A 23,690-nucleotide genomic window follows, 5' to 3' on the forward strand; every position below is an offset into this window, starting at 1 on the left:
TTCGTTGATAAGGCAGAACATTAAGGATTTTCATGTTGTTCTACCTCAATCCATTCAGTTAAGCCCCGTGCTTTGCCGTAACTCATTAACGTATTGCTAAAGAGATAAGGAGCATCGTTGGATGCTAAAACTTGCTGAATATCCTGAAAGTCAGGGTGAGTTTTCATCAGTGTCAGTGCATCTTCAATCTCTGAAGCCGTGTATTGAAAGGGTTCAGACATCAACATGCTTTGTTTCAATGGCCGAGGATAGGTTTCGCACTCAAAACGAACCACACCTGCAATAGCGGTACAAATATCCGCATGGCGGTTTAATAATTGCAGTTGTGCGAAGTTATCTGACATAAATTCATCAGAGTAGTAATAATCCTCGCCATTGAGATTTAAATGGGCGATATCAATAAACTCGTCGCTCTTTAACGCGGTTTCTAACTGTGCAATATCCTCTTCAGTCAGAGAATAGGGTGCATCATACAGCGTTGAAATGGCTAATAGTTCACCTTCTTTTGAACATTGACGTATCGCATTCGCGAGATGTTGTTCAGCAGATAATTCGGCTACCTCTGCAACGGGTTCTTTGACGATATCAGTTGAGGTGTTAGTACTACGTCCAACACCTGTTTCTGATAGTGGCAGTAACCAACGGCGACGAGAGATATCAGGTTGCTCTAAAGCAATATCTGCATCATCAGCGATATCAGGTGGTATAGAAGCCGATGCATTTTGTTCTATCATCATGATCTCCTTCTTTTACCGATTAACCGGGTAATAAACCACGAGACGCTAAATCGTCTGCAACATCTTGCAATCCAAGGCGAACTAAAGTTTCTTTTGTTGGGCAACCTAATTGCGGATCCCAGCCCATTTCTTCATAGAACATAGTGAGAGAAAGCTGCATATCGACTCTTTCCATTTTGTCTGTACCTTCAGTAAAGACTGGAATATCAGGATCTTTATCAAATACCCATGAACAGATTTGGTCATGCTCATTACGCATATCCATGGTGTTCATTAATTTAACCGTATAAGCACGGTGTAGAGTGAAGATACGTTCTGAGGCTAAATCTAGATCTTTAGAAGTCGTTGGCTCACCTGTGATAGCAGTAAAGAATTTAGCTTCCATTTCTAAGTCACCACGATAATTACGGCTCTTATGAGGAGAAACTGTCATAGGCCATACCCAGTTACATAAGGTGACTGCATCGTGTAAGCAACTACGTAAGAGAGTCCATTTGGTATAAGCAATTTTGGCTTTATTGATTGGTGTATAGTTTTTGGTTTCATCAAAAGCATCACCAGAGCCAAATAGCTCACCGGCAATCTCTTTTTGTAGTTTTAGCGGTAAACCACTGCCGATATAGTTGATATGGGTATGAGTCATCGCATCGCGGTTAAACATACAGTTAACGATAGAACCCACTTGAGCTGATGCTTCATTGGCGTGGTGAATTGGGAAGCCCATTGGTGACCAAAGTTTATTTTTCTTATCAGCCCAATACTCTTCACCTAAATTCCAGCGCTGTGCAATGAGATAAGAGCCATCAGCAAGGTGGCTAAATTCACCTTTACGATGTGCTAAACGGTAATAGAAATCTTTGATAAATTCTGGGTTGCCTTCTTCCAGTTTATCCCAAGGAATATCGTTATATTCTTCTTCAGAAAGCACTCGTTTAAATACACCGTGGGTATAACAATACGTGAAGTCTCGGTGAAGCTGACCGTAGTTACACCAAAGTCCCATATCATCAAAAATATTCAGACCCACTAGGTTACCAACAACGTTACCATCTCCTTTTTTCTCAACATCTTTAGGTCCATTAGGGAAAATAGTAGTGTGAACGAAGTTAGCGACACAAGTGTTACCCCCCGTTTGTGGTACACCAAATTTTTTCGCTTGCGGAACGTTAAGCTGTGCCATACAACGGATAGGGCAAGAGTGGCACCCCCCCATTTTTACGGTGTACTCTTCTGCTTCTGGGCCTAAGTCAAAGGTGGATTTCATGGTTCTGAAACCAACCGTGTTGATATCACCAGGAGGAATTTCACCTGTTTCAATTGGGCCGCCTTCAGCCGCTCCCCAATACAGACCTTTACGCGCATTCCAACGAGAGCCTGGGTGTGAATATTCTGCCCAAGATTGTGGTGTGCTTGGTACAACATGGTTGTTATTAGAACCAATCAGTTGTGTCATCATATAGTCGTTAAGTTCTTTTAACGCTTTACGGTCAGCAACGTTAACGCCACGGCTGCCTTCAACAACAATCGCTTTTAGTTTTTTAGCACCTAAGACGGCACCAATACCCGCACCACCACTGTGGTTACGGCTATTAATAATACCTGATAATGGCACAAGGTTTTCACCCGCAGGACCAATTGCAGCAACACAGGCTTCAGGGCTTGTTTGAGCGCATAACTCTTCGGTGGTTTGACGAACGCCTTTCCCCCATAAGAAAGAGGCATCTTCAATAGAAACTTGGTCATCGTCAATATGGATCCAAACAGGTTTATCCGATTTACCTTCAATAATCAGCGAGTCGTAGCCTGCAAACTTCATCCATGCTGCGAAAAATCCACCCATATGAGCATCAACAACCAGATTGCCACGAGTAAAGGTGGAAAGAGAGGTGATATTGACGCGGGAGCTACAAGGTGCGCCAGAGCCAGTTAAAGGACCTACTGCAAAGACAACTTTGTTTTCTTCATCAAAAGGTTTAACGCCAGGTGCAACCTCTTCATACATAATTTTGTAGCCAAAGCCCATACCACCAATCAAGAATTTATACTTGCTTGAGCTTTCACGAGTGATGGCACCGGTAGTTAAATTGATTCTTAGAATATTTCCAGTCCAGCCGTTAGTCATAATATTGCTTCCTAATCTAAATGTGGTTCAGTGATGTGATTGTCTGGATTTATTAAACAGTAATTTCTTTCCATTCAATGATTTGCAGAGCACCGGTTGGGCACGCTGATGCACACTCACCACATAAATTGCATTTGCCGGATTTTTTAGTTTGTGGATTGACCGTTGCCATCATCCACGGACAAGCTGTTGTACAGGCGGCACAACCAATACAACGACGTGTATCAACGACAATACAGCCGAACTCTTCTTGATAACGGATAGCTTTTACTGGGCAGACTTTCATACATTCGGGATCTTTACATTGGCGACATGTATCTGTTGTAAAGTTTAAATCGCCATAAAGTCCACCACCGGAGCCAATACCTTTATCACCAAAATAAAAATGACGATGAATTTTGGTGCGAGAGAAGAATGATCCAACACTTCCATCATTCCATGTTGTACATGCCGTTTCGCAACGGTGGCATCCTGTGCAACGCGCTCTATTTGTGACTAAAACGCCTTTAGGTGTTGTGGTTAATTGAATTATTCCGCTATCTATTTCTTCTTGCTTACAACCTAAAAGAGAAAGCAATGCGGGTGCTATTGTGATCCCTGCAAGCCCTTTACCGGATATTCGCAGAAACTCTAGTCTTGATAGTCCAATATCTAATATTGGACGATGATGTGTATCAGACATTAATATTTATCTCCGCTTAACTAATTTAATAAGAAATAAGTTGTGATGATAAATTCTTTATTTACCCGCTTGCTTTATCGTTATATAAAAAATATAATAACGGTATGGTTAGCAGATAGATTATAGATTTCAACTCTTTTTATGATTAAAAAACACCTTGTAAGAAAATGTTAAATATTTGTATTTACAATGTGTTATCTCCATTTTTTGCGTATTTTTATTATCCTTTCTGATAGTGTGGTTATTAAAGAATTTATTCTGTGATTACTATCATAGAAATAAAAATAATTCGTGTTAATTAATTTTTTTAATTAAATGATTATTATTTTTATCTGTAATTACGAAAGAGAATAACTACTATTTATATATATTCTATTATTGAAATTAAATTAAAGGTCATTTGTTCTTATATTCTATTTAATATTATTATTTTAATAATAAATTGATGTTAGATATTAATTTTTAATTAAATAAAATATAAATAAATGGCAAAACCATGACTAGATCATTTTTATAAAAAAAGAAACCTTATCTAGTAAAAAACGATCTCTTTTGTTGTGGAGATAAAACAACACAACAAAGTGATATTGATAAAGCTAAAATGATATTCAGAGAGATTGAGGGGGGAACGATGAAAGTCAAACTTAAAGAATATGATATAGCTGAGTTGAGTCTTTTAGCAGTGAAGAAGAGAATGCAACTCTACTTAAATGAAATTTTGGAAAAGGCAATTGCTGCGTAGGAAGATATTACCAGAGCTAAAAATCGTTAAAGCACTAAGTTGAAAACTTCATTTCATGATGAGTACTCATTTTTTACTAGGGTTTGTGAAATAAAAAAGCCTGTTTTTACAGGCTTTTAGAAATGCATTAGCTTACTGAACGATTACAGTTTGCCAGAGTTTGCTTTCAGGTATTTAGCAACGCCATCTGGAGATGCGCCCATACCTTCTTGACCTTTTTCCCACTGTGCAGGACAAACTTCGCCGTGCTCTTCGTGGAATTGCAGTGCATCAACCATACGGATCATTTCGTCAATATTACGGCCTAATGGCAGATCGTTAACAACTTGGTGGCGAACAACGCCTTCTTTATCGATCAAGAACGAACCACGCAATGCAACGCCCGCTTCTGGGTGTTCGATGCCGTAAGCTTTGATGATGTCGTGTTTGATATCAGCAACCATTGGGTATTTAACTTCACCAATACCACCATCATCAATTGGGGTTTTACGCCATGCGTTATGAACGAATTCTGAGTCCATAGAAACGCCAATGATTTCAACACCACGTTTTTTGAATTCTTCAAAACGGTGATCGAATGCAATCAGCTCTGAAGGGCAAACGAAAGTGAAATCCATTGGCCAGAAGAAAATAACGGCAGGTTTGCCTTTGATAAATGAATGCAGGTTAAAATCATTAACAATTTCACCATTACCTAAAACGGCAGCAGCTGTGAAATCAGGGGCTTTGCGAGTAACCAGAACCATAATGTACTCCTGTAGATTGAAAGAGTTTGTACTCGTCATATTTCAAGTTGTCGCGTTGTTGACTGCGTTTATTCGCACTAGTCACATACTCTTGTATGCTCCTAGCGACTCATTTACTTGTCGCCTAGCTACATCTCGAACTATTTGGAGTAAATTCAGGGTGTTATTCGTCATATTTCAAGTTGTCGCGTTGTTGACTGTGTTCATTCGCACTAGTCACATACTCTTGTATGCTTCTAGCACTCATTCACTTGTCGCCTAGCTACACCTCGAACTATTTAGAGTATGTACCCTGTTTTTAAATGATGTATACAGCATAAATAATCAATCGCTATTGATAAAGTTAAACAGAACAATCTATTTGATAGATTATAGCTATCAACTTAATACAATAAAGTAGGATTATTTATGACTCCTTGTATAACGATTCATTCTAATCAACTTTGAAAATGAATACTATGCTTGTTAACAAATCGTTACGAATAATATAATAAATTGACTTAGCATCTCTTTGATATATCAAATGTAATCCTACAATATGACAAAAAGATGAAGTTCTAAATAGTTGTTAAATGTATCAGTCATCAAGTTGGTGATGCTGTGCTCTTTCTAGCAATTGTGGATAAAACTGCCAAAAAATCTCACTTAATTCATCGTAATGTGTTTCGAGTACGATATAAGAGCCAGCGAGTGCACTTAATCGCGGTCTTCTTCTCGCCATTCCTTTCAATGTTTGAGCAATATATGCCTTGTCTGCATAACGAATTAACCAAGATTGTGACCATAGATATTCATTGAGTTCTTGGAATTTTTCAGGCGTTTGCCATAAATCGGGTTCAATAATATTTCGAGTTCTGGTGACAAATTGAGCTAATGGGATGTCTGGTTCGAATTTTGACCAATTTAAAGAAAGAAAATGATCCCAAAAAACATCTAAGGTAATCGGTGAAACTCGGCGATATTCATCAGGAAATAACAGTCGAGCTTGTTTGACTAATGGGTGAGTGTCAGTGAGCACATCAATGCGTCTATGCATACGAATGCCCTCAATAACAGCTTGGCTGTAATCAGAGCTAGGCGTGCCTTTAACGTAATCTGCCATCATATTGCCTAATAGAGAGCTTTTTGCCCTAAAGGCCAGATGTAAGTGAGCAAGATAATTCATTTCATCATCATAGCGCTTTTTGAATAAAAAAGGGCTTCTTTGTTGCACTGATAAGCTGGCAGCACTAGACTAGTCCGCCTGTTTTTTATGAAAGTAGTCGTTTAATTATGCGTGTATCAGACTTTACATTTGAATTGCCAGAAGCCTTGATTGCTCACTATCCACAACCTCAACGCAGTGGTTGTCGTTTGCTCTCTTTAGAAGGTGAGACTGGTGCTTTATCACACGGTATTTTTACCGATGTGTTAGATAAAATAAATGCCGGTGATCTACTGGTTTTTAATAATACTCGCGTGATCCCCGCGCGTATTTATGGCCGTAAAGCGTCAGGTGGCAAAATCGAAGTGTTAGTTGAGCGTATGCTTGATGAACATCGCGTTCTTGCTCATGTTAGAGCCTCTAAATCACCGAAAGAAGGCGCTGCGCTTGTGCTAGGTGAAGATGAAAGTGTACAAGCAACTATGGTTGCGCGTCATGATACACTTTTTGAAATTCGCTTTGATGATGAAAGAGATGTTCTTACCATCCTGAATAGTATTGGGCATATGCCTTTACCTCCTTATATTGATCGTCCTGATGAAGAGTCTGATAAAGAGCTTTATCAAACGGTTTATAATGAACGTCCAGGCGCTGTTGCAGCCCCTACTGCGGGATTACACTTTGATGAACCATTACTTCAAGCCTTAAAAGAAAAAGGTGTTGAGATGGCATTTGTCACACTGCATGTTGGTGCTGGTACTTTCCAACCTGTGCGTGTTGATAATATCGAAGAACACACCATGCATTCTGAATACGCAGAAGTACCACAAGAAGTGGTTGATGCGGTATTAGCGTGTAAAGCACGTGGCAATCGAGTGATTGCAGTGGGAACAACCTCTGTTCGTTCGTTAGAAAGTGCCGCGAAAGCAACAAAAGATGCGTTAATAGCACCTTTCTTCGATGATACTCAAATCTTTATTTATCCTGGTTATCAATATCAAATAATTGATGCTTTGATTACGAATTTCCATTTGCCTGAATCGACTTTAATCATGCTAGTTTCTGCTTTTGCTGGGTATAAAAATACCATGAATGCATATAAAGAAGCGGTTGAACAAGAGTATCGTTTTTTCAGTTATGGTGATGCGATGTTTATTACTTGTAATCCTTTAGCTATCAATGAAAAAGTAGGACAAGAATAAAGATTTATTATTCTTTTTAACGTTTTTCTTCGTTTTATAAATCGTTATTTCAATTTTATTGCTGAATCCCTTTGACTAAGCACGGGTTTTTGTTGAAGTAACATATACAGCCGTCTAACAAATGATTAGAATGTGCTGTTTTTTATTGCGCATTGGACTGTTTTTCTGATGCTTGGAGGATGAGTGAAATACGAATTAGACAAAACCGACGGTAATGCTCGCCGCGGTCGCCTTATTTTTGAACGTGGTGTTGTTGAAACACCAGCATTTATGCCAGTGGGTACTTACGGCACCGTAAAAGGAATGACACCTGAAGAAGTAAAAGCAACAGGTGCACAAATTCTTTTAGGTAATACTTTCCACTTATGGTTACGCCCGGGTCAAGAAATCATGAAGTTACATGGTGATTTACATGATTTTATGCAATGGCAAGGTCCCATTTTAACGGATTCAGGCGGTTTCCAAGTCTTTAGTTTAGGCGCAATGCGTAAAATTAAAGAAGAGGGTGTTCATTTCCGTAACCCTATTAATGGCGAGAAGATTTTCTTAAGCCCAGAAAAATCAATGGAAATCCAATTCGATTTGGGTTCTGACATTGTGATGATTTTTGATGAGTGTACGCCATATCCTTCAGATTGGGATTATGCGAAAAACTCAATGGAGATGTCATTACGTTGGGCTAAACGTAGTCGTGCGCGCTTTGATGAGCTCAATAACAAAAATTCATTATTCGGTATTATTCAAGGCGGTGTTTACGAAGATTTACGTGATATCTCGGTAAAAGGGCTAGTCGAAATTGGTTTTGACGGTTACGCTGTCGGCGGTCTTGCAGTCGGTGAACCGAAAGAAGATATGCATCGTATTTTAGAGCATGTCTGCCCTCAAATTCCTGCGAATAAACCGCGTTATTTAATGGGTGTTGGTAAACCAGAAGATTTAGTTGAAGGTGTTCGTCGTGGTATTGATATGTTTGACTGTGTTATGCCAACACGAAATGCACGAAATGGTCATCTGTTTGTAACCGATGGTGTTATTAAAATTCGTAATGCGAAACATCGCTCTGATACATCAACACTTGATGAACATTGTGACTGCTATACCTGTAAAAATTATAGCCGCGCTTATTTACATCATCTTGATCGTTGTAACGAAATTTTAGGTGCAAGGCTGAACACTATCCACAACTTGCGTTATTATCAGCGTTTGATGGCTGAAATTCGTCAGTCTATTGAAGACTCGCGTTTTGAAGAGTTTGTACACGAATTCTACGAACGTATTGGAAAACCCGTCCCACCGCTAAATGGCAGTGCGACTAAGTGTGAATAATGTATACGAGAAAGCCCAATTCTGTGTATGATATTGGGCTTATAACTTGAATATCGTCGATATCGACAACAATGAGGAAAAGTGAATGAGTTTTTTCATTTCTGATGCTGTTGCTTCTGCTGGACAAGCTGCGCCTGAAGCTAGCTTTATGTCTATTTTACCGATGTTAGTGATCTTTATTCTGATTTTCTATTTTATGATCCTACGTCCACAGCAAAAACGTACTAAAGAACATCGTAAACTGATGGATTCTATTGGTAAAGGTGATGAAGTTTTAACGACTGGTGGTTTAATTGGTCGTGTTGTTAAAGTTTCAGATAACGGCTATATCGTTGTTGCTCTGAATGAAACAACAGAAGTAACTATCAAACGTGACTTTGTTGCCGCTGTATTACCTAAAGGCACAATGAAAGCTATTTAATAACATTTCCCCAAAGGGAAAAGGGAACTGCCGTGCTAAACCGTTATCCTTTGTGGAAGTACCTGATGTTGATAGCCGCTATCCTCATCGGTCTGCTTTACGCACTTCCTAACCTATATGGTGAGGATCCGGCTGTTCAAATCACTGGCGCGCGGGGAACCGCCGCCAATGAGCAAACACTGGATCAAGTTCGATCTTTATTAGATAAAGAAAAAATTGAAGCGAAATCTATTGCACTTGAAAATGGTGCGATTTTGGCTCGTTTCGGTAACCCTGATATTCAGTTACGTGCCCGTGAAGTGTTGTTGCCTGCATTAGGCGACCAGTTCATTGTTGCACTTAACCTTGCACCGGCAACACCAAAATGGTTAGAAGCCATTGGCGGTGAGCCGATGAAACTGGGGTTAGACTTACGTGGTGGTGTTCACTTCTTGATGGAAGTCGATATGGAAACCGCGTTAGGTAAACTTCAGGAACAAAATGTTGAAAGTCTACGTACATTATTACGTGATGAAGGCATTCCGTATTCATCTATCCGTAAAACGGATAATTATGGCGTTGAAATCCGTTTCCGTAATTCGGATGATCGCTCTAAAGCTTCAGATTACCTAACTCGTCGTAATCAAGATCTCATTTTTAGAGATGGTGCAAATAACTCGTTAAGAGCTATTTTTACTGACGAACGTTTACGTGATGCGCGTACTTATGCAGTACAGCAAAACATCACTATCTTACGTAATCGTGTTAACCAGTTAGGTGTTGCAGAGCCATTAGTTCAACGTCAAGGCGCTGACCGAATTGTTGTTGAATTACCAGGTATCCAAGATACCGCTCGTGCTAAAGAAATCTTAGGTGCGACAGCAACATTAGAATTCCGTTTAGTCAATACCACTGTTGATCCTTCTGCGTTAGAAACAGGCCGTATTCCGGGCGACTCAGAAGTGAAATATACCCGTGAAGGTAGACCAACGATTCTTTATAAACGCGTTATTTTAACCGGTGACCACATTACTGACTCCACTTCTCAGGCTGATGAATATGGTCAACCTCAAGTGAATATTTCACTTGATAGCGCGGGTGGTTCTATCATGTCTAACTTTACGAAAGACAACGTCGGTAAACCGATGGCAACACTGTTCGTAGAGTATAAAGACAGCGGTAAACGCGACGAGAATGACCGTGCTGTATTGGTTAAAAGCGAAGAAGTTATCAACGTTGCGAATATTCAGAGTCGTTTAGGAAATAGCTTCCGTATTACGGGTATTTCAAATGCGAATGAAGCACGTCAGTTATCTCTGTTATTACGTGCTGGTGCGTTGATTGCCCCGATTCAAATCGTTGAAGAAAGAACGATTGGTCCAACTTTGGGTCTGCAAAATATTACTCAAGGTTTAGAAGCGTGTTTATGGGGTCTGATTGCGTCTGTTGCCTTTATGATAATTTATTATCGTAAATTTGGTGTGATTGCGAGTACGGCATTAATGGCAAACTTAGTGTTAATTGTTGGGGTAATGTCACTATTACCGGGCGCAACACTGACCATGCCAGGTATTGCAGGTATCGTATTAACACTTGCCGTCGCCGTCGATGCCAACGTACTGATAAACGAACGTATCAAAGAAGAGTTACGTAATGGTCGATCAGTACAACAAGCAATCCATGAAGGTTATAAAGGTGCCTTCTCCAGTATTATTGATGCGAACTTAACCACATTAATTACAGCTGTGATCCTTTATGCAGTCGGTACCGGCTCAATTAAAGGCTTTGCTATCACAACTGCAATCGGGGTTGCAACCTCCATGTTTACCGCTATCGTCGGTACTCGTGCGATTGTAAACCTGTTGTATGGTGGTAAACGCGTTAAGAAACTGTCTATTTAAGGAGCACGTTGTGGCACAGGATTATACTGTTGAACAATTAAACCATGGTCGTAGAGTCATTGACTTTATGCGTTGGGACAACGTCGCCTTTAGTATTTCGTTTCTGCTTTTGATAGCGTCAATTGCTATCATTTCCGTGAAAGGATTTAACTGGGGACTGGATTTTACAGGTGGTACAGTAATTGAGATCAATCTCAGTCAACCAGCCGACCTTGATAAAATGCGTGATAGCCTAGATGCAGCGGGCTTTAAAGATCCTCTGTTACAAAATTTTGGTAGCAGTCGCGATATTATGGTGCGTATGCCTCCTGTTGAAGGACAGGCTGGTCAAGAATTAGGTAAGAAAGTTATCGATGTTATCAATGCTAAAGTTGATAACGATGCAGTGGTTAAACGTATTGAATTTGTTGGGCCTAGTGTGGGTAGTGAATTGGCTCAAACAGGGGCAATGGCGTTATTATCTGCACTTATCTGTATTCTTATCTATGTTGGATTCCGTTTTGAATGGCGTTTGGCGTTAGGTGCGGTTATTGCACTTGCGCATGACGTGGTGATAACACTGGGTGTGCTTTCACTGTTCCACATAGAAGTTGACTTAACCATTGTAGCGTCATTGATGTCTGTTATCGGTTACTCACTGAACGATAGTATCGTTGTATCAGACCGTATTCGTGAGAACTTCCGTAAAATTCGTCGAGGAACATCATATGAAATTATGAACGTTTCTCTTACACAGACATTAAGCCGTACCATCATGACATCAGCAACAACATTATTGGTTGTATTAATGCTGTATATCTTTGGTGGTTCAATGCTTCAAGGCTTCTCTTTAGTTATGTTAATCGGTGTTTCAATCGGTACTATTTCTTCTATTTATGTGGCTTCTGCATTAGCACTGAAAATGGGAATGAAACGTGAACACTTGATCGTACAAAAAGTGGAAAAAGAGGGTGCCGATCAGACAACACTCTTACCATAATAGAGCGTTTTTCTGGTAAAACATCGCAAACACCCTGCCAGTGTATACTGACAGGGTGTTTTTTGTTCACTGAACAGGTACACTGTTTATGAGTATTGTCAAAAGTAGGAATAACTATGCATTGCCCATTTTGTGGAGCCGTAGATACCAAGGTAATTGATTCCAGACTTGTTGGTGATGGTTCACAAGTGCGCCGTCGTCGCCAATGTCTTGTTTGCCATGAACGTTTTACTACCTTTGAAGTCGCAGAGTTAGTGATGCCTCGTGTTGTGAAAAGTGATGAAATTCGAGAGCCTTTTGATGAAGAAAAACTTCGTCGAGGTATGCTTAAAGCATTAGAAAAGCGTCCAGTGAGTTCAGATGATGTTGAAGCTGCGATAAGCCATATCAAATCACAGCTAAGGGCGACGGGTGAAAGAGAAATCCCTTCAAAAGAAATTGGCAATTTTGTTATGGAGCAACTAAAGAAACTCGATAAAGTGGCTTATATTCGCTTTGCTTCTGTTTATCGTAGTTTTGAAGATATCCGTGATTTTGGTGAAGAAATTGCAAAATTACAGGATTAATACATTAATACTGTGCTTTATTTAATGATTTGAAAAATAACGATAAATAATAAAATTACATGTAATTATTATGATAAATAACAACAGCAACAATCCAAGTGAAAATGAAAGCCTGCATGATGAACACTATATGCGTCGAGCCATTGAGCTTGCAGCATTAGGTCGCTTTACAACATCGCCTAATCCTAATGTAGGGTGTGTGATTGTAAAAGAGGGTGAGATTATTGGTGAAGGTTATCATCATCACGCAGGTGGCCCTCATGCTGAAGTCAATGCATTAAAAATGGCAGGAGATAAAGCAAAAGGGGCGACAGCTTATGTCACACTTGAGCCTTGTAGCCATTTTGGTAAAACGCCACCTTGTGCTGATGCCTTAATTAATGCAGGTATAAAGCGCGTTGTTGCTGCGATGCAAGATCCTAATCCTCAAGTTGCAGGACGAGGATTACACAAATTATTATCAGCGGGAATTGATGTATCACACGGTGTTTTAATGCAAGAAGCTGAAAAACTTAACGTTGGCTTTTTTAAACGAATGAGAACGGGCTTCCCTTATATCCAGTTAAAATTAGGTGCATCTTTAGATGGTAAAACGGCATTAGCATCAGGTGAAAGCCAATGGATAACCTCAAAAGCATCTCGTCGGGATGTACAAAATTTCCGTGCCCAAGCCAGCGCTATTTTAACGACAAGTGCAACAGTGCTTGCTGACAACCCTTCTATGAATGTACGTTGGGATGAGCTTTCAGATGAAATTAAAGCGCTTTATCCTGAAGAAACGCTACGACAACCTATTCGTATTGTCGCTGATAGCCAAAATAGAGTGACTAAAAATCATAAAATCACTCAAATTGAAGGCGAATGTTGGTTGGCGCGTACAAAATCACAGCCAAATGACTGGCAAGGTAATGTATCAGAAATCCTATTACCAACGAATGGCAAAAACAGTGGTGTGGATTTAGTTTTATTAATGATGCAATTAGGTAAACGCAATATCAATACCGTATGGGTTGAGAGTGGCGCTCATTTTGCTGGCGCACTATTAGAGGCAGGGCTTGTTGATGAGCTTATTATTTATATTGCGCCTAAAATTTTAGGGAATGATGCGCGTGGATTATTTGCACTTTCACCACTTTCATCATTATCCGAAGCGCCTGAATTTACAGTAGATTCTCTCCAAAAAATTGGCTCTGATATCAGAGTTTGTTTAAAACCTCGTTATTAATAGACGCAAATAAGTGTGTCTACGGCGCTATTTGTAGTAAAATAGCGCCGTGTGTGTTATTTCCTGTCGTTACGACATCGTTATCAGCCAACTAAATGCCTTGATTTATCAAGGGTTTTTGGCTCCTTTGCTGTGTAATAATAAAACAGAGCGCAGTAAAGGAAAGAATATGATAAAATCCGCGCCCCGCGGATAGGAGAAAAAGGTAACCTATGAACGTAATCAAAGGTGTTGTCGCGGCGCCAAACGCACGCGTAGCAATTGCAATTGCCCGTTTTAATAACTTCATCAATGACAACCTATTAGAAGGTGCGGTTGATGCATTAGAACGCATTGGACAAGTTTCCTCTGAAAATATTACCGTCGTTTGGGTTCCAGGCGCTTATGAGTTGCCATTAACGGTTAAAGCATTAGCCGAAAGCGACAAATACGATGCAGTTATCGCACTAGGTACTGTTATCCGTGGTGGAACCGCACATTTTGAATACGTTGCTGGCGAATGTAGTTCTGGCCTATCTCAAGTTGCAATGCAAAGCGAGATCCCTGTGACTTTTGGTGTATTAACCACTGAAAGTATTGAACAGGCCATTGAACGCGCTGGAACAAAAGCGGGCAACAAAGGTGCTGAAGCGGCAATGACAGCACTTGAAATGATCAATGTACTTAAAGCCATAAAAGGCTAATCATCTGTTTTAACTTAAGGGGAATTTTGTGAAACCTGCTGCTCGTCGTCGTGCTCGTGAGTGTGCTGTTCAAGCTATCTACTCATGGCAATTATCCGGAAATGACATCGCGGATGTGGAATTGGAGTTTTTATCCGAGCAGGATACCCAAGGTGTAGATATTGCTTATTTTCGTGAGCTTTTAGTGGGTGTTGCCATTAATGCAACACGTTTAGATAAGGCGATGGAACCTTATTTATCCCGCCAACTTGAAGAGTTAGGTCAAGTTGAAAAAGCAATTTTACGTTTAGCAATGTTTGAACTTAGCTTCCGTGAAGATGTTCCTTACAAAGTTGCGATTAACGAAGCGATTGAACTGGCTAAGGTATTTGGTGCTGACGATAGCCATAAATTTGTTAATGGCGTGCTTGATAAAGCTGCACCAACTGTACGTAAAAAATAACGTTTTTCACGTTTCCTCTATGGTAAATAATTCAAGGCCGGTATTTCCGGCCTTTTGTTTAATAAAGCTAGTCTAGTATGCACATAGCTCAATAGGAAATAGATAATGCCTTGTGGTGAATTCTCCCTTATTAAGCAATATTTCACTTCACAACCTGTAAAACGAAAAGATGTGAGTACAGGAATTGGCGATGACTGCGCAATATTGACGGTACCTGAAAAGCAACAAGTTGCGATTAGTACCGATACTTTAGTGAGTGGTATTCACTTCCTTCCTTCTATCTCACCTGAAGATTTAGCCTATAAAGCCCTTGCTGTAAATATTAGTGATTTAGCCGCTGTTGGAGCTGATCCCTCTTGGGCTTCACTCGCATTGACATTGCCAGAGACAAACAGTGAATGGCTTGAAGCATTTAGCCGTTCTTTCTTTGCTTTAGCTGAGTATTATGCAATCCAGCTAATCGGTGGTGATACTACTCGTGGCCCTTTAAGTTTAACAATTACAATACAAGGGCTTGTTCCACAAGGAACCGCATTACTTCGTTCCGGTGCGAAAATAGGTGACTGGATCTACGTTACTGGGTTTTTAGGCGATAGTGCAGCAGGACTTGCTGTACTACAAGATAGATTAAAACCGATAGAAAAAGAGCACAGTGATTATTTTGTCGCAAGGCATTTACGCCCTCAGCCACGCTTACTACAAGGTCAGGCATTACGCCACTTAGCGACATCTGCCATTGATATTTCCGATGGACTTATTTCAGATTTAAACCATATTCTTACAGCAAGTGGTTGTGGTGCGCGCTTAAATTTAGATGCATTACCTTACTCGCCGGCGATGAAAGCAGAAGTGAGCGAAGAACAAGCGGAGATTTGGGCATTAAGTGGCGGTGAAGATTATGAATTATGTTTTACTGTGCCAGAAATTAACCGTGGCGCTTTAGAGATTGCATTAGCGCATACAGGTGCAGATTTCCATTGTATAGGGCAAATTATGCCGATTAGCGAAGGCATTCGTTATTTACGTGATGGTAAAGATGTTTATCCTAATCTTAAAGGATTTGATCACTTTAGTGAGGGTAACGAGTAACGTTTATCTAAATAAAAAGGCGCTTAATAAGCGCCTTTGAGAATGCTAAGAATATCTGAATGAATTAATAAAGGTATTATTAATTTATCTTAGTTTTTCTTCACAAATTCAGATTTTAACTTCATTGGCCCAAAGCCATCAATTTTACAATCAATGTTATGGTCGCCTTCCACTAAACGGATACCTTTTACTTTCGTACCGATTTTCAGCATAGTAGAGCTACCTTTGACTTTCAGATCTTTAATCACAGTCACTGAATCGCCATCGGCTAATAAGTTACCGTTAGCATCTTTAACAATCAATTCATCGCTTTCAACAACAGGCTCAGCATCGTTCCACTCATGAGCACATTCAGGGCACACGTACATTGCACCATCTTCATAGGTGTATTCTGAATTGCACTTAGGACAAGAAGGTAATGACATAATAATACTCTCAAATTTTATCAAAATGGGAAGTGATTAATCGTCAAAATGAGGATAACACTTGCCCCATAAATTAAAGGACACATTATCATTTAAGTGTGAAAATTCTAAAGCAATGCCCTAAATGGCGCTGCATCAGATAATGCGAAAGGGCGATAGTATAATAGATTTGATGGAAATTTGCATCCTTCATGGCCAATGGCGTAAAGAACGAGAAAAAGTAGCTTAAATATAGAGGATTAAAGAGGAGATAAAGATAAATAGATGTAGTTTTAAAAACAATCTAATTATTTGATATTTAATGTTTAATTTTATAAATGTAACTAGAAATAAATGCCATCATCTTAAAAGAGAGCATCAGTAATAATAGTGTTAACTTTCTTGTTGTTATTTTATGAAATCTATCACCGAGCCACGCTCAATAAGTTTTGATATCTAAATTAATGATGAGTCCAATCCTCAATTCTTAACCCATCAACTCTTTCAAATTCTCGAGTATTATTTGTAACTACTATTAGCCCTTTACTTCTAGCATGTGCAGCTATGTGTAAATCATTATCACCAATGCGTTTACCTTGTTTCTCAAGTGTTGCTCTGATATCCCCATAATGAAAAGCGGCTAACTCATCGTAAGATAAAACAGTGAGTCGAGAAACAAAGTCGTTAACCGTAGCTAAGTTTTTAGCTGAATTTAAACTTTTTTCAGCACCAAAAATGAGCTCAGCAAGTGTGATTGTAGAAATAGCTAATTGTTCAGCATGTTGGTTGAATTTCGGTAGTAAAAATTCAGGTCTGCGTTTAATGGTAAATATAACGATGTTTGTATCTAACAGGTATTTAATCATCAAAGGATTCTCTTTCACTTGTGACTTGATCTGGTCTTTCAGATAAAAAATCATCTGTTACAGACTGATCTGATAAGAAAAAGCTATCCCATGCATTTTGTATCGGTGTGATTATTCTTTCTTTTCCTTTGACGCGAACAAAAACTTCTTTTACATCATCAGGAAATCGAGTCTCAGCGGGTAAACGAACATTTTGTGTTCTATTGCTCATAAATACTTTGCCATGCTGGATCATAGTAATAGCTCCTATCAATTACTGCTATATAGCATAAGTATATAGCAGTTTTAATAGGATACCAAACATGTTGTATTAAATACATACAGATCCTAATAACCTATTAATGTAATAGATTATTTTTTATGGTTTATCACCGAGCCACGCTCTATAAGTTTGGGTGTAAGCACCAGAACATTATCATCAGCATCGATATTTTCCATGCGATGTAATAATTGGCTGACAGCGAGTTTTCCCAACTCATCTTTAGGTTGGTGAATAGTCGAAAGTGGTGGGATCATATAAGAGGCTAGGTCGATATCATCATAACCCATGACTGAAATATCATCAGGTACACGCAAACCTTTTTGATAAATAGCTTGATAAGCACCAACCGCCATCGCGTCATTACAGGTAAAAACAGCTTGTGGTAAGACAGAAAGTGAGAGTAATTTTTGCATTGCACTAAATCCACCCGCAAATTCAAAATCACTGGTTAACACGAATTCTTCTCGAATCGCTAATCCCGCTTTTTGCATCGCATTGTAATAACCTTGCAAACGATGTTTTGCTGGAAGTTTATCTTGTGGGCCTGCAATACAGGCGATTTCAGTAAAGCCTTTTTCAATCAGATAATGGGTTGCAATTTCTCCACCGAGCAGAGAGTTATCTTGAATAATATCTCCCCCGTATTCAAACGGGGACCAATCCATCATAACCATTGGTAAGCGAGGATAACGATTTAGTACTTCATGAGAGGGCGCTCTGGCTTCTGTTGACATCAATAATAAACCATCAACACGTTTTTGTAGCAACGTTTCAAGGCTACTATCCATGCGCTCGTAATCCCCTTCGGTGTTACATAAAATTAGGCTATAACCTTTTTCGTAACAACTGCGTTCAACACCGCGAACAACTTCTGCATAGAACGGGTTACTACTGGCTGTGACTAACATACCGATAGTGTGAGTACAGTTCATTTTTAAACTGCGCGCTAAAGCAGAAGGCGCGTAATTTAAGGTTTCGATAGCGTCGTTAACCTTTTTACGAATACCTTCGCTAACATAACGGTTGTTATTGATAACGTGAGAAACAGTTGATGTCGAAACGCCCGCCAAACGGGCGACATCTTTCATTGTTGCCAAAGTACTATGCTCGCTCTGCTAAAAATGATTCGATTTCATGACGCCAAGGAACTGAAGATTGCGCACCATGACGTGTAACTGCAATTGCTGCTGCTGCGTGAGCAAAACGGATAGCCTCAACGGAAGGTTTCCCTTCTAATATTGCAGTGACAAATGCACCGTTAAATGTATCACCTGCGGCAATGGTATCAACAGCATCGACACGAAATCCAGGAATTATCATGCCTTTTCCTTGTTCACTAAACCAGACACCACGGCTACCCAAAGTGATCAGCACTTGTTTGATCCCTTTACGATGTAAGATTTCGGCAGCTTTTGCTGCACCCGCTTCATCATGCACAGAAACGCCTGTTAATATTTCGGCTTCTGTCTCATTTGGAGTGATAACATCAATAAAACTCAGAAATTCATCAGATAAAGGTTGTGCAGGAGCGGGGTTTAAAATGACTTTAGTTTGATGTGATTTTGCCCGTTTTGCGGCTTCAAAAACAGTCTCTAATGGTGATTCTAATTGCATCAGTAAGGCATCTGCATGTTCAACAACATGATGATACTGCTGAAAGTGTGTAGGTGTTAGTGCGCCATTCGCACCAGCAACAATGCTGATGACATTTTCACCTTGTTCATTAACGAGGATCATCGCAACACCTGTTGGTGTTTGTGGAATAATACTAATTGCATCAATATGAATATTATCAGTTTTAAGCTGAGAGATTATTTCACTGCCAATTGCATCATCACCAACACAAGCAATAAAGGTAATATCGGCGCCACTGCGACCACAAGCAACGGCTTGATTTGCACCCTTACCACCAAAGGCTATTTTGTATTGATGACCAATAATGGTTTCACCAGGTTTTGGAAATTGTGAAATATTCATAATATGGTCAACATTGATGCTACCTAGAACAGCAAGGCGAGGTGTTGTCATAGCCTTTATCCTTGTGAAAACGTGTTTTAATGATCAAAGCTACCACGGAGTAATATCACTCCGTGGTATTTATTGTTGTTATTTTTTAATAACTAACTCAAGCTCGACAGGGATTGTTGCATCCACTTTCTCGCCTTTAAGAATTTTATCTGCAGTTTGAATACCGATAATACCAATTTGATCTGGGCGTTGAGCAATGGTTGCACCTAACATGCCGCGGTTTACTGCTTTGATCCCATCATCTGTACCATCGAAACCAATGACTAATACATCAGTACGACCGGCAGTTTGCAATGCACGTAATGCACCTAATGCCATTTCATCATTTTGTGCAAAAACAGCTTGAACCGCAGGATATGCAGTTAACAGATTTTGCATCACGTTAAGACCTTTTGTGCGGTCAAAATCAGCGGGTTGGCTTGCGAGTATATTCAGTTTATGGGCATCAACGGCTTGTTTAAAGCCTTCACCACGTTCACGAGATGCAGATGTTCCAGTGATCCCTTCTAATTGAATGACTTTGGCATCATTAGCGACTTTTTCAGCGATGTAATCACCCGCCATTTTACCACCAAGACGATTATCTGAAGCGACGTGGCTGACGACTTCACCTTTGTTTGCAACACGATCTAAGGTAATAACTGGGATTTTGGCTTTATTGGCTAAAATAACGGCATTCCCCACAGCATCTGAATCTGTTGGGTTAATAAGCATTAAGCGTGTGCCTTTTACGGTGAGATCTTGCACGTTAGCAAGCTCTTTAGCCGGATTATCCATAGAATCTAGAACAACAAGGTCGTAACCTAATCTATTTGCCTCTTTCTGTGCACTGTCTTTCATGGTGACAAAGAAAGGGTTGTTCAGTGTTGAGATAACAAGCGCGATCGATTCTTTTGCAAATGCGTTGGCGCTGAGTGTGGCGCTTAATGCAACAACAGAAAGAAGTGTCGCCATTTTTTTGAGTTTCATAATATAAGTTCCTGTCGGGGTTCGGATTAAGAGAATAGAGAGTTATTTTTTGTTATCTACCAAAACAGCAAGTAGGATAACCACCGCTTTTACTATCATTTGATAGTTTGATGATATTCCTAATAAATTCAGTGCATTATTTAAGAATCCTAGAATAAGCGCACCAATTAATGTACCGATAATACGACCTTTACCACCTGCAAGACTGGTGCCTCCCAACACAACAGCAGCAATCGCATCTAGCTCATAACCATTACCTGCCATTGGCTGTGCTGATGAAAGTCGAGCAACTTCAATGACACTCGCAAGAGCGGCTAATAAACCACATAATGAATAAACAATGATTTTGATTTTATCGACGCTAATACCCGATAAGCGAGTGGCAGATTCATTTCCCCCAAGTGCATAGATATAGCGACCTAAACGGGTGTGATGTAATAAATACCATGCGCTCAAAAAGACAATCATCATGAGCCAAATTGGGGTTGGAATACCAAACGGGCGACCAATACCAAACCAACTAAACAGATCGGCATTATCGCTAAATCCAGTATTAATTGGGCTACCGTCGGTATAGACGCGAGTCACACCGCGTAGTAATAACATCATGACTAACGTAGCAATAAAGGCTTGAACTTTACCTTTAGCAACGATAATTCCTGTTACACCACCAATAGCTGCACCTAATGCCAATGCACCAACAACAGCAACAATCGCATTAACATCTGCCCCCACCATAGAAGCCGCAACGGCACCTGTTAGTGCAAGCAACGAACCAACCGATAGGTCGATACCTGATGTTAAAATAACCAGAGTCATTCCAACCGCCATAATGGCGTTAACGGATGTTTGTTGAAGAATGTTGAAAATATTGTTTAAGGTAAAAAAATTAGGGCTGAGAGTAGAAACCACAACAATCAGAAGTAGCAATGCAATTAGCGATTTTTGCTCTAACAGCCAAGCTTTTGAGAACCAACGTTTTGACGCTGGAATTGAATTCGTGCTCATATCAAACTCCTACTTTAGCGTCATATTGTTTACCAACAGCCGCTGCCATTAGCATTTCTTGTGTCACATTGTGAGCAGAAAACTCACCACTAATACGACCTTCATGCATAACTAAAATGCGGTCACTCATTCCCATCACCTCAGGCATTTCAGAAGAAATTAAGATGATGCTTAATCCTTCTTGTTTAAATTTATTAATTAACTGATAAATTTCTTTTTTCGCACCTACATCTACACCGCGAGTAGGTTCATCAAGAATAAGCACTTTAGGGCGAGTCATTAGGCCTCTTGCGATAGCCACTTTTTGTTGATTCCCCCCAGATAAAAAGCCAATGGTTTGATCCATTGAAGGGGTTTTTATATTGAATAATTTAATAAAATCACCCACAGTGAGTTGCTCTTCTTTATGATTAAGCACCCCCATACCGCGGCTAAAATAGCGTAGTGCAGTCAAAGACATATTTTCTTTTACTGACATGCCAAGCACTAAACCATCACGTTTTCTATCTTCAGAGATGTAAACAATGCCTTGCTCTAATCCTTCAACCGGTTTTTTTATTTGGCAGGGTTTACCATCTATTTCAACGGTGCCATTGGTTTTGGGTAATGCGCCGTAGATAATTTTCATTAACTCAGTACGACCCGCTCCCATTAATCCTGAAATACCCAGAATTTCGCTTTCATGTAATGAGAAACTAACATCGTGAACATCTGCGCCACTGAGGTTAATGACATTAAGTTTAGTTTTTCCTTGGGGGATATTAATACGAGGGTATTGCTCTTCTAACTTACGACCCACCATCATTTCAATTAGCGTGTCTTCTTTTAATGAGGCGACAGGTTTTTCACCAATAAACTGACCGTCTCGCAACACTGTCACATCATCACAAATCTCAAAGATCTCTTTTAAGCGATGTGAGATATAAACAATACCGCAGCCTTGATCTCTGAGTTCACGAATAACACTAAATAGTGATTCAGTTTCAGTGTCCGTTAATGCATCCGTTGGCTCATCCATAATAATCACTTTGGAACCAAAGCTAAGCACCTTGGCAATTTCTACCATTTGCTGATCGCCAATCGATAATTCAGATACTAAACGGTGACTACTGTAAGCAAGGTTTAATCGGGCTAATAACTTATCAGCCTCTGCATACATTTTCTTCCAATCGATAGCGCCAAAAGCACGTGTAAACTCACGACCTAAGAAGATATTTTCTGCGATGGTTAATTCTGGAATAAGGTTAAGCTCTTGGTGAATAATGCCTATTCCTGCTTCTTGGGAAGATTTGGGACCATTGAATGCACAACTTTCACCTTGATAAATGACCTCGCCGGCGTCTTTTTTATAGATCCCAGTGAGTACTTTCATCAGTGTTGATTTTCCTGCGCCATTTTCACCGACTAAAGCCATCACTCGACCGGGGTAAATTCGCAAAGTCGCGCCTGATAGTGCTTTGACACCGGGGAATGACTTATCAATATCTTTAAGTTCAAGTAAAGGTTCCATATTGTCCTCAAAAAGTCACACCAGAAAACAACACAATATTGGCATAAGGCGTACATTCACCGGTTCTAATAACAGCTTTATTTTCAGTAAGTTGCTTTTTGAATGCTTCATGTGAAACACACATTATTTGAATAGGTTTCTTCTGCTCTTGTTCTAATAAATGGAGATAAGCGATGATTTCATTAAAAAGAGAGGGATTGATGGTTTTTATTTCTTCCGCCAGCATCACGGCTTCAACTTGCATTTCATGAGTGATTGTTTGTAACACGGACATAAAGTCCGGAATACCCTGAGTGAGAGCAAGATCAATACGTTCAACAGAGGAGGGAATAGGTAATCCGGCATCTGCAATAGTGATTTTGTCAGTGTGTCCTAAACGTGAAATGACACTCGAAATAGGACTATTAAGTAATACACCTTTTTTCATATTTCCTCCTCAGCGAAACGTTTCGCTGTCTACATAGTAGAAAAGAAAGGTGGGAAAACAAGTTTGATTTATTCATATTGTGAGCATGATCGAAACGTTTCGTTGGCGAACAAAAAGAAAGAAAAATCTAACTGATTGAATAAATTAACGCTGAATGGATTCAAGAATGAAAGCGACTGTTTTCAGTGAATTACATAAAAATGTGATGACCAACAAGATTATAATGGGGC

The 23,690-nt window shown here is 39.7% G+C and carries 24 protein-coding genes; 10 read left to right on the forward strand and 14 right to left on the reverse strand.

Features of this window, described 5'->3' with window-relative positions; all coding sequences use genetic code 11:
- Positions 1 to 20 precede the first annotated feature (20 nt).
- From B6258_RS04085 to B6258_RS04110, 5 genes are all read right to left on the reverse strand, one after another.
- Positions 21 to 737, reverse strand: coding sequence for a YdhW family putative oxidoreductase system protein (locus tag B6258_RS04085; protein WP_099074187.1), 717 nt, complete (start codon positions 735 to 737; stop codon positions 21 to 23).
- 19 nt (positions 738 to 756) lie between these two features.
- The gene (locus B6258_RS04090; RefSeq protein WP_099074188.1) at positions 757 to 2,859 is read right to left on the reverse strand and encodes an aldehyde ferredoxin oxidoreductase; all 2,103 of its coding nucleotides are present in this window, start codon (positions 2,857 to 2,859) and stop codon (positions 757 to 759) included.
- Positions 2,860 to 2,911: 52 nt separating this feature from the next.
- Positions 2,912 to 3,541, reverse strand: a complete 630-nt coding sequence (locus tag B6258_RS04095) for a ferredoxin-like protein (RefSeq protein WP_006535141.1) — start codon at positions 3,539 to 3,541, stop codon at positions 2,912 to 2,914.
- Between the two features lie 885 nt (positions 3,542 to 4,426).
- Positions 4,427 to 5,029 carry a peroxiredoxin C gene (locus B6258_RS04100; RefSeq protein WP_072069413.1) on the reverse strand — a complete coding sequence of 201 codons (603 nt, stop codon included), beginning with the start codon at positions 5,027 to 5,029 and terminating at the stop codon, positions 4,427 to 4,429.
- 577 nt (positions 5,030 to 5,606) lie between these two features.
- Positions 5,607 to 6,194 carry an acyl carrier protein phosphodiesterase gene (locus B6258_RS04110; protein ID WP_099074343.1) on the reverse strand — a complete coding sequence of 196 codons (588 nt, stop codon included), beginning with the start codon at positions 6,192 to 6,194 and terminating at the stop codon, positions 5,607 to 5,609.
- Positions 6,195 to 6,301: 107 nt separating this feature from the next.
- On the opposite strand from B6258_RS04110, the gene queA reads away from it, so the two are divergent.
- The 10 genes from queA (at position 6,302) to thiL (ending at position 15,986) form a co-directional block, all read left to right on the forward strand.
- A complete protein-coding gene (gene queA / locus B6258_RS04115; protein WP_099074190.1) occupies positions 6,302 to 7,375 on the forward strand; it encodes a tRNA preQ1(34) S-adenosylmethionine ribosyltransferase-isomerase QueA in 1,074 nt (357 codons plus the stop codon).
- Between the two features lie 183 nt (positions 7,376 to 7,558).
- Positions 7,559 to 8,701: a tRNA guanosine(34) transglycosylase Tgt gene (tgt, locus tag B6258_RS04120; RefSeq protein WP_099074191.1), complete on the forward strand. Its 1,143-nt coding sequence runs from the start codon at positions 7,559 to 7,561 to the stop codon at positions 8,699 to 8,701.
- Positions 8,702 to 8,786: 85 nt separating this feature from the next.
- A complete protein-coding gene (gene yajC / locus B6258_RS04125) occupies positions 8,787 to 9,122 on the forward strand; it encodes a preprotein translocase subunit YajC (RefSeq protein WP_006535133.1) in 336 nt (111 codons plus the stop codon).
- 32 nt (positions 9,123 to 9,154) lie between these two features.
- Entirely contained in the window at positions 9,155 to 11,002 is a 1,848-nt protein-coding gene (gene secD, locus B6258_RS04130) for a protein translocase subunit SecD (protein ID WP_075672033.1), read from the forward strand.
- 10 nt (positions 11,003 to 11,012) lie between these two features.
- Positions 11,013 to 11,981 carry a protein translocase subunit SecF gene (gene secF, locus B6258_RS04135; RefSeq protein WP_099074192.1) on the forward strand — a complete coding sequence of 323 codons (969 nt, stop codon included), beginning with the start codon at positions 11,013 to 11,015 and terminating at the stop codon, positions 11,979 to 11,981.
- A 116-nt stretch (positions 11,982 to 12,097) separates the two neighbouring features.
- Positions 12,098 to 12,547, forward strand: a complete 450-nt coding sequence (gene nrdR / locus B6258_RS04140) for a transcriptional regulator NrdR (RefSeq protein ID WP_006535128.1) — start codon at positions 12,098 to 12,100, stop codon at positions 12,545 to 12,547.
- 70 nt (positions 12,548 to 12,617) lie between these two features.
- Positions 12,618 to 13,772: a bifunctional diaminohydroxyphosphoribosylaminopyrimidine deaminase/5-amino-6-(5-phosphoribosylamino)uracil reductase RibD gene (gene ribD / locus B6258_RS04145; RefSeq protein ID WP_164996132.1), complete on the forward strand. Its 1,155-nt coding sequence runs from the start codon at positions 12,618 to 12,620 to the stop codon at positions 13,770 to 13,772.
- Between the two features lie 212 nt (positions 13,773 to 13,984).
- A complete protein-coding gene (gene ribH / locus B6258_RS04150; RefSeq protein WP_099074194.1) occupies positions 13,985 to 14,455 on the forward strand; it encodes a 6,7-dimethyl-8-ribityllumazine synthase in 471 nt (156 codons plus the stop codon).
- A gap of 28 nt (positions 14,456 to 14,483) precedes the next feature.
- Complete coding sequence (gene nusB, locus B6258_RS04155; protein WP_006535124.1) at positions 14,484 to 14,897, forward strand: transcription antitermination factor NusB; 414 nt, start codon at positions 14,484 to 14,486, stop codon at positions 14,895 to 14,897.
- Between the two features lie 105 nt (positions 14,898 to 15,002).
- Positions 15,003 to 15,986: a thiamine-phosphate kinase gene (gene thiL, locus B6258_RS04160; RefSeq protein ID WP_099074195.1), complete on the forward strand. Its 984-nt coding sequence runs from the start codon at positions 15,003 to 15,005 to the stop codon at positions 15,984 to 15,986.
- 89 nt (positions 15,987 to 16,075) lie between these two features.
- On the opposite strand, the gene B6258_RS04165 is transcribed toward thiL, so the two are convergent.
- The 9 genes from B6258_RS04165 to rbsD all read right to left on the reverse strand — a co-directional run bounded on the left by B6258_RS04165 (position 16,076) and on the right by rbsD (position 23,460).
- Positions 16,076 to 16,411 carry a zinc ribbon domain-containing protein YjdM gene (locus B6258_RS04165; protein WP_099074196.1) on the reverse strand — a complete coding sequence of 112 codons (336 nt, stop codon included), beginning with the start codon at positions 16,409 to 16,411 and terminating at the stop codon, positions 16,076 to 16,078.
- Between the two features lie 440 nt (positions 16,412 to 16,851).
- Complete coding sequence (gene vapC, locus B6258_RS04170; RefSeq protein ID WP_099074197.1) at positions 16,852 to 17,256, reverse strand: type II toxin-antitoxin system tRNA(fMet)-specific endonuclease VapC; 405 nt, start codon at positions 17,254 to 17,256, stop codon at positions 16,852 to 16,854.
- The gene (gene vapB, locus B6258_RS04175) at positions 17,249 to 17,491 is read right to left on the reverse strand and encodes a type II toxin-antitoxin system VapB family antitoxin (RefSeq protein WP_099074198.1); all 243 of its coding nucleotides are present in this window, start codon (positions 17,489 to 17,491) and stop codon (positions 17,249 to 17,251) included. The genes vapC and vapB overlap by 8 nt, the downstream gene beginning before the upstream one ends.
- Positions 17,492 to 17,607: 116 nt before the next feature.
- A complete protein-coding gene (gene rbsR, locus B6258_RS04180) occupies positions 17,608 to 18,615 on the reverse strand; it encodes a ribose operon transcriptional repressor RbsR (RefSeq protein WP_206073601.1) in 1,008 nt (335 codons plus the stop codon).
- Between the two features lie 4 nt (positions 18,616 to 18,619).
- Positions 18,620 to 19,546 carry a ribokinase gene (gene rbsK, locus B6258_RS04185; protein WP_099074200.1) on the reverse strand — a complete coding sequence of 309 codons (927 nt, stop codon included), beginning with the start codon at positions 19,544 to 19,546 and terminating at the stop codon, positions 18,620 to 18,622.
- Positions 19,547 to 19,624: 78 nt separating this feature from the next.
- Complete coding sequence (gene rbsB, locus B6258_RS04190) at positions 19,625 to 20,515, reverse strand: ribose ABC transporter substrate-binding protein RbsB (protein WP_099074201.1); 891 nt, start codon at positions 20,513 to 20,515, stop codon at positions 19,625 to 19,627.
- A 42-nt stretch (positions 20,516 to 20,557) separates the two neighbouring features.
- A complete protein-coding gene (gene rbsC / locus B6258_RS04195) occupies positions 20,558 to 21,523 on the reverse strand; it encodes a ribose ABC transporter permease (protein WP_099074202.1) in 966 nt (321 codons plus the stop codon).
- Position 21,524: 1 nt separating this feature from the next.
- Complete coding sequence (rbsA, locus tag B6258_RS04200; RefSeq protein WP_099074203.1) at positions 21,525 to 23,033, reverse strand: ribose ABC transporter ATP-binding protein RbsA; 1,509 nt, start codon at positions 23,031 to 23,033, stop codon at positions 21,525 to 21,527.
- A 7-nt stretch (positions 23,034 to 23,040) separates the two neighbouring features.
- Positions 23,041 to 23,460 (reverse strand): D-ribose pyranase, encoded by a 420-nt coding sequence (gene rbsD / locus B6258_RS04205; RefSeq protein ID WP_099074204.1) that lies wholly within the window; start codon positions 23,458 to 23,460, stop codon positions 23,041 to 23,043.
- Between the last annotated feature and the right edge of the window lie 230 nt (positions 23,461 to 23,690).

It is taken from the genome of Proteus alimentorum (assembly GCF_002607735.1).
In the GTDB taxonomy this organism is placed as follows: domain Bacteria; phylum Pseudomonadota; class Gammaproteobacteria; order Enterobacterales; family Enterobacteriaceae; genus Proteus; species Proteus alimentorum.